Annotated in this window: 3 protein-coding genes; all 3 read left to right on the forward strand. The window is 36.3% G+C overall.

Features of this window, described 5'->3' with window-relative positions:
• Nucleotides 1-394: 394 nt before the first annotated feature.
• The 3 genes from purB to dnaK all read left to right on the forward strand — a co-directional run bounded on the left by purB (nucleotide 395) and on the right by dnaK (nucleotide 5,743).
• Entirely contained in the window at nucleotides 395-1,738 is a 1,344-nt protein-coding gene (purB, locus tag ACE1ET_RS20060) for an adenylosuccinate lyase (RefSeq protein WP_375730213.1), read from the forward strand.
• A 25-nt stretch (nucleotides 1,739-1,763) separates the two neighbouring features.
• Nucleotides 1,764-3,599, forward strand: coding sequence for an ABC transporter ATP-binding protein (locus ACE1ET_RS20065; protein ID WP_375730214.1), 1,836 nt, complete (start codon nucleotides 1,764-1,766; stop codon nucleotides 3,597-3,599).
• Between the two features lie 221 nt (nucleotides 3,600-3,820).
• The gene (gene dnaK, locus ACE1ET_RS20070) at nucleotides 3,821-5,743 is read left to right on the forward strand and encodes a molecular chaperone DnaK (protein WP_375730215.1); all 1,923 of its coding nucleotides are present in this window, start codon (nucleotides 3,821-3,823) and stop codon (nucleotides 5,741-5,743) included.
• The last annotated feature ends 86 nt before the right edge of the window (nucleotides 5,744-5,829 follow it).

Here is a 5,829-nt window from a genome sequence, read left to right on the forward strand (position 1 = left end):
AAAGAAAATCATTATTATCCCATTTCTCCAAACTTTTTTCAATCTTTTTTTACCCCTTTTTTATTACCATTCCTTAAACCCTTGAAATTGTGCTGTATAACATGAAAATTATTTTTACATGTTTCATAAATAAAGAGCAAAAGCTTTAAGAATAATACTTTCAGAAGTAAACTAAGAACTATGTGTCTGAGATAAGACACGATTAATATAACAGATAAAATTGCATAGTTGTTTACAAATAAGGCTTAAAAAAGTAAAATATATCAGTACATTCCAAAACATACATTAACGTTGTAACGGAAGAATGTCTACACTTTATCTATATAGGCAATCCATATTATTTTAAAAACACAATAAATGTGATATTTTTGCAGTTCAATTTAATTAATCAGAAATGGCGCTATCAGAATTAACTGCAGTATCTCCAATCGATGGTCGGTATCACAGTAAAACAAAAGAATTAACGAACTATTTTTCGGAATTTGCACTCATAAAATACAGAGTTGAAGTAGAGATTAAATATTTTATTGCATTACACGAACTCCCACTTCCCCAGCTAAAAGACATCAAATCAGAAGATATAGAATCGTTAAGAAGCATAATTTCTAATTTTTCTTTAGAAAATGCCCAACGCATAAAAGATATTGAAATCGTTACAAATCACGATGTAAAAGCAGTTGAATATTTCATCAAAGAAGAATTTGATAAAATCGGGCTCAGCAAGTTTAAGGAATTCATTCATTTTGGACTTACATCTCAGGACATTAATAATACCGCTATCCCATTATCTATTAAAGAAGCATTTGATAAGATTTATTATCCACTACTGTCGGAGGTAATTAATGTTCTTGCAGATAACGGAGAAAAATGGAAGGATATTCCGATGCTTGCCAAAACACATGGACAACCAGCATCGCCAACGAAGCTGGGGAAAGAGATAATGGTATTTGTTTACCGGCTTGAAAGACAAATAGAACATTTTAGCCAAATACCTTTTACTGCCAAATTTGGAGGGGCAACCGGAAACTTAAATGCACATAAGGTCTCCTTTCCTGAGATCGACTGGATGCAATTTGGGAATAAATTTGTATCGGAGTATCTAGGATTAACACGGGAACAATACACTACACAGATCTCAAATTACGATGAGCTGGGTGCATTTATGGATAACCTGAAGCGCATCAATACCATACTTATTGATTTGTGTCGGGATATTTGGACCTACATTTCGATGGACTATTTCAAACAAACGATTAAAAAAGGCGAAATCGGTTCATCAGCTATGCCACATAAAGTAAATCCAATTGATTTTGAAAATGCTGAAGGGAATCTGGGTGTTGCAAATGCTATTCTGGATCATTTAACATTAAAACTACCTATTTCCAGATTGCAGCGCGATCTTACCGACTCAACTGTACTAAGAAATATTGGTGTCCCATTTGGCCATACTTTAATTGCATTTAAATCGTTATTAAAAGGATTAGGAAAACTCCTATTAAATGAAGAAGCATTAAAAGCTGATCTGGATAAAAACTGGGCAGTTGTTGCAGAAGCAATTCAAACAATTTTGCGCAGTATTGGTTATCCTAATCCGTATGAAGCTTTAAAGGAACTAACAAGAACAAATAATGTAATTAACAAGGAAAGTATTCACTCTTTTATTGAGTCATTAAATATTGATAATGAACTGAAGGTAAAAATGAAAACAATTACACCTTATAATTACACAGGAATCTAATTAAACCAACCATTAAAAATTATTAATGAAGGATTTTTTCAAAATCTTAAGACGTTTTATTCCTCCTTATAAAACCAACTTAACACTTAATATTGTATTAACCATACTTAGTACTTTTGCCGGTTTGTTTTCATTTTATATGATGAAACCAATTCTGGAAATTCTATTTGGTATTAGTAAAGAGACCTACATACATCAGAATATTTCTTATGAAAGTATTAAGGCCTTTACGGATTCTCTGAGCAATAACTTTTACTATTATATTGGTCATTTGATTGATATGAAAGGTAAAAGCTACACTTTGGGATTCATTGGAATATTTCTTATTGTATTCTCACTATTAAAAACAGGCCTTGCTTATCTTGCAGCTTACAGTATAATACCGATGCGTGCAGGTATATCCAGAGATATACGCGATATTATTTATAAGAAAATTCTTGATTTACCCATCGGTTTCTTTTCTGAACAAAAAAAAGGTGACATAATGTCCCGAATGTCAAGTGATGTACAGGAAGTTGAAAACTCAATTTTCAATTCCATTGAAATCATGTTTAAGAATCCCATCATTATCCTTATATATCTGGTGACCATGGTATATATGAGTTGGAGATTAACAATTTTTGTTTTTGTCTTACTGCCAATTAGTGGTACGATTATAGGTAGAATCGGGAAAACACTTAAACGGACGAGCAATAAAGGTCAGATTCAACTTGGCATAATTCTTTCAAATATTGAGGAATCTCTGTCCGGATTGCGGATCATAAAAGCCTTTAATGCCGAACATAAAAGCAAAAGGAATTTCAGGGAGAATGTTGATAAACATTTCCGGATCCAAAAAAGATTGATGCGTAAACGTCAGTTGGCTCACCCCGTTAGCGAACTGCTCGGAACTATTGTCATTGTTATTGTATTATGGTATGGAGGAAAGTTAATTTTCGCAGGCTCAGCTTCTCTTGAAGCATCCATGTTCATGGTATATCTGGTTATTTTTTATAGTATTATCAATCCGGCAAAAGCATTTTCTACAGGATTTTATTCCATTCAGAAAGGTTTGGCCAGCATGGAACGCATAGATGAAATACTTCAGACCGAGTCAAATATTGTGGATAAAAAAGAGGCTGAAGAATTGACTGGTTTTCATGACAAAATCGAATATAAAGATGTTAGCTTTAAGTATGAAAAGGAGATGGTTCTCAGTAACATTGACATTTCAATTTCTAAAGGCAAAACAGTGGCATTGGTTGGACAATCGGGATCAGGAAAAACGACCCTGGTGGATCTGCTTCCCCGTTTCTACGATGTTACAAATGGAGAGATCATCATAGACGGGCATAATATTAAAAATGTAAGAGTAAAATCTCTGAGGCATTTAATGGGCAATGTGAATCAGGATCCTATTTTATTTAATGATACTTTTTATAACAACATCGCATTTGGTTTAGAGAACAGCACCAAAGAAGAGGTTATTGCTGCAGCAAAGGTGGCTAATGCCCATGAATTTATCATGGAAACAGAATTTGGATACGATACCAATATTGGTGACAGAGGAAGCAAACTTTCCGGTGGACAGAGACAAAGAATAAGCATTGCAAGGGCTGTACTGGCTAATCCCCCGATTTTAATTCTTGACGAGGCAACATCAGCACTTGACACAGAATCAGAACGATTGGTTCAGGATGCATTGGAGAACCTTATGAAAAACAGAACCACCATAGTAATTGCACACAGGCTATCAACGGTACGAAATGCTGATGAAATTTGTGTTATGCATGAAGGTAAAATAGTTGAACGTGGCAAGCACGAAGACCTGCTCAGCCTTAAAGGGATTTATAAAAAATTGCATGACATGCAAATGTTCTGATCCAACAAATTGATTCGTGTCAATCATAATGTCATTTCAAATCTACATCCTGTCATGCCTTCCTAAACTTTAAAATCAAAATTGACAATTTGACGCATTTTATTGCAGTCACCATTGTACCTCTGACATATTTTCAAGGTTAAAATCAACTTCCTTTTTTGGCATAACATTTGACTTAAGAGTGGCGTGAATTTGAATATTAACCACTAAAAAAATAAAAAATGGGAAAGATTATAGGAATCGACCTTGGAACAACAAACTCATGTGTTTCTGTAATGGAAGGAAATGAGCCGGTTGTGATCCCTAACAGCGAAGGTAAACGTACAACGCCATCAATGGTGGCTTTTGTAGAAAATTCTGAACGCAAAGTTGGTGATCCGGCAAAACGTCAGGCCATTACGAATCCGCAAAAAACGATTGCATCAATTAAACGTTTCATGGGTGAAACTTATGATAACGTTACAAAAGAAATTAAGAGAGCTTCTTATAAGGTAGTTAAGGGAGAAAATAATACACCTCGTGTTGATATCGATGGCAGGTTATATTCCCCGCAGGAAATATCTGCAATTGTTCTTCAGAAGATGAAGAAAACAGCAGAAGATTATCTTGGACAGGAAGTTACTGATGCAGTTATTACAGTACCTGCTTATTTTAGTGACTCACAACGTCAGGCAACAAAAGAAGCCGGAGAAATTGCCGGGTTAAATGTGCGCAGGATAGTGAATGAACCTACAGCAGCGTCATTGGCATATGGTCTCGACAAGCAGGATCATGATATGAAAATTGCAGTATTTGACCTTGGTGGAGGTACTTTCGATATTTCAATTCTTGAATTAGGCGACGGAGTTTTTGAAGTTAAATCAACGGATGGTGATACACACCTTGGTGGTGATGATTTCGACCAGGTAATTATTGACTGGCTGGCCGCCGAATTCAAAGCAGACGAAGGCATTGATCTTCGCGAAGATCCAATGGCTTTGCAACGTTTGAAAGAAGCAGCAGAAAAGGCAAAAATCGAGCTTTCAAGTTCAACTCAGACAGAGATCAATCTGCCATATATTATGCCGGTAAACGGAATTCCAAAACACCTGGTAAGAAGTCTGTCAAGAGCTAAATTTGAACAACTATCAGATTCTTTAATTCAGGCTACCGTTGAACCATGTAAGAAAGCATTAAAAAATGCCGGATTATCACCATCAGATATCAATGAAGTTATTCTTGTTGGTGGGTCAACACGTATTCCTGCAGTTCAGGCTAAAGTAAAGGAATTATTTGGCAAAGAACCTTCTAAAGGGGTCAACCCGGATGAGGTAGTTGCTGTAGGTGCAGCTATTCAGGGTGGCGTTTTAACCGGTGAAGTTAAGGATGTACTTCTTTTGGATGTTACACCGCTGTCTTTAGGTATTGAGACAATGGGTAGTGTGATGACTAAATTAATTGAAGCCAACACAACTATTCCAACCAAAAAGACAGAAACATTCACAACAGCTGCAGACAATCAACCTTCGGTTGAAATTCATGTATTGCAGGGAGAACGTGCGATGGCAAGAGATAATAAAACTATCGGACGCTTCCATTTAGACGGAATTCCACCAGCCCCACGAGGTGTACCACAGGTTGAAGTTACATTCGATATTGATGCCAATGGCATCCTGAACGTTTCTGCAAAAGATAAAGGAACCGGAAAAGAACAGAGTATTCGTATTGAAGCTTCTTCAGGACTTTCAGACGACGAAATAAAACGAATGAAAGACGAGGCTTCTGCAAATGCTGATGCCGACAAAAAAGAGAAAGAACGTATCGACAAACTTAACGCTGCCGACAGTATGATTTTCCAGACTGAAAAACAGCTCAAAGAATTTGGCGACAAGTTGCCGGCAGACAAGAAAAAACCGATTGAAGATGCATTAAATAAACTAAAAGAAGCACACAAGTCGCAGAATACTGAAGCAATTGATTCTGCCATGAATGAACTGAATACTGTATTTCAGGCTGCTTCCCAGGAAATGTATAATGCAAGTCAGGCTCAGGGCCAGGGACAACCTGATCCTGGAGCAGGTCAGCAGACATCCGGCGGTGAAAGTCAGAAAGGCGGAAGCAACGACGATGAAGTAACTGATGTGGATTTTGAAGAAGTAAAATAATTCTGATATGTGACTAGTCCTAAATAAGCGTTACAGTTTATTGACTAAATTAAAATAATTAATTGAGTTGTGAGTATTTCTTGCAA

This window comes from Quyinboa mangrovi (assembly GCF_042219825.1).
In the GTDB taxonomy this organism is placed as follows: Bacteria; Bacteroidota; Bacteroidia; order Bacteroidales; family UBA5342; genus JBHJHP01.

What these genes read in the sequence shown, in the direction of transcription:
- purB (WP_375730213.1), top strand. Translation starts at nt 395, where the DNA reads ATGGCGCTATCAGAATTAACTGCAGTATCTCCAATCGATGGTCGGTAT.
- ACE1ET_RS20065 (WP_375730214.1), top strand. Translation starts at nt 1,764, where the DNA reads ATGAAGGATTTTTTCAAAATCTTAAGACGTTTTATTCCTCCTTATAAA.
- dnaK (WP_375730215.1), top strand. Translation starts at nt 3,821, where the DNA reads ATGGGAAAGATTATAGGAATCGACCTTGGAACAACAAACTCATGTGTT.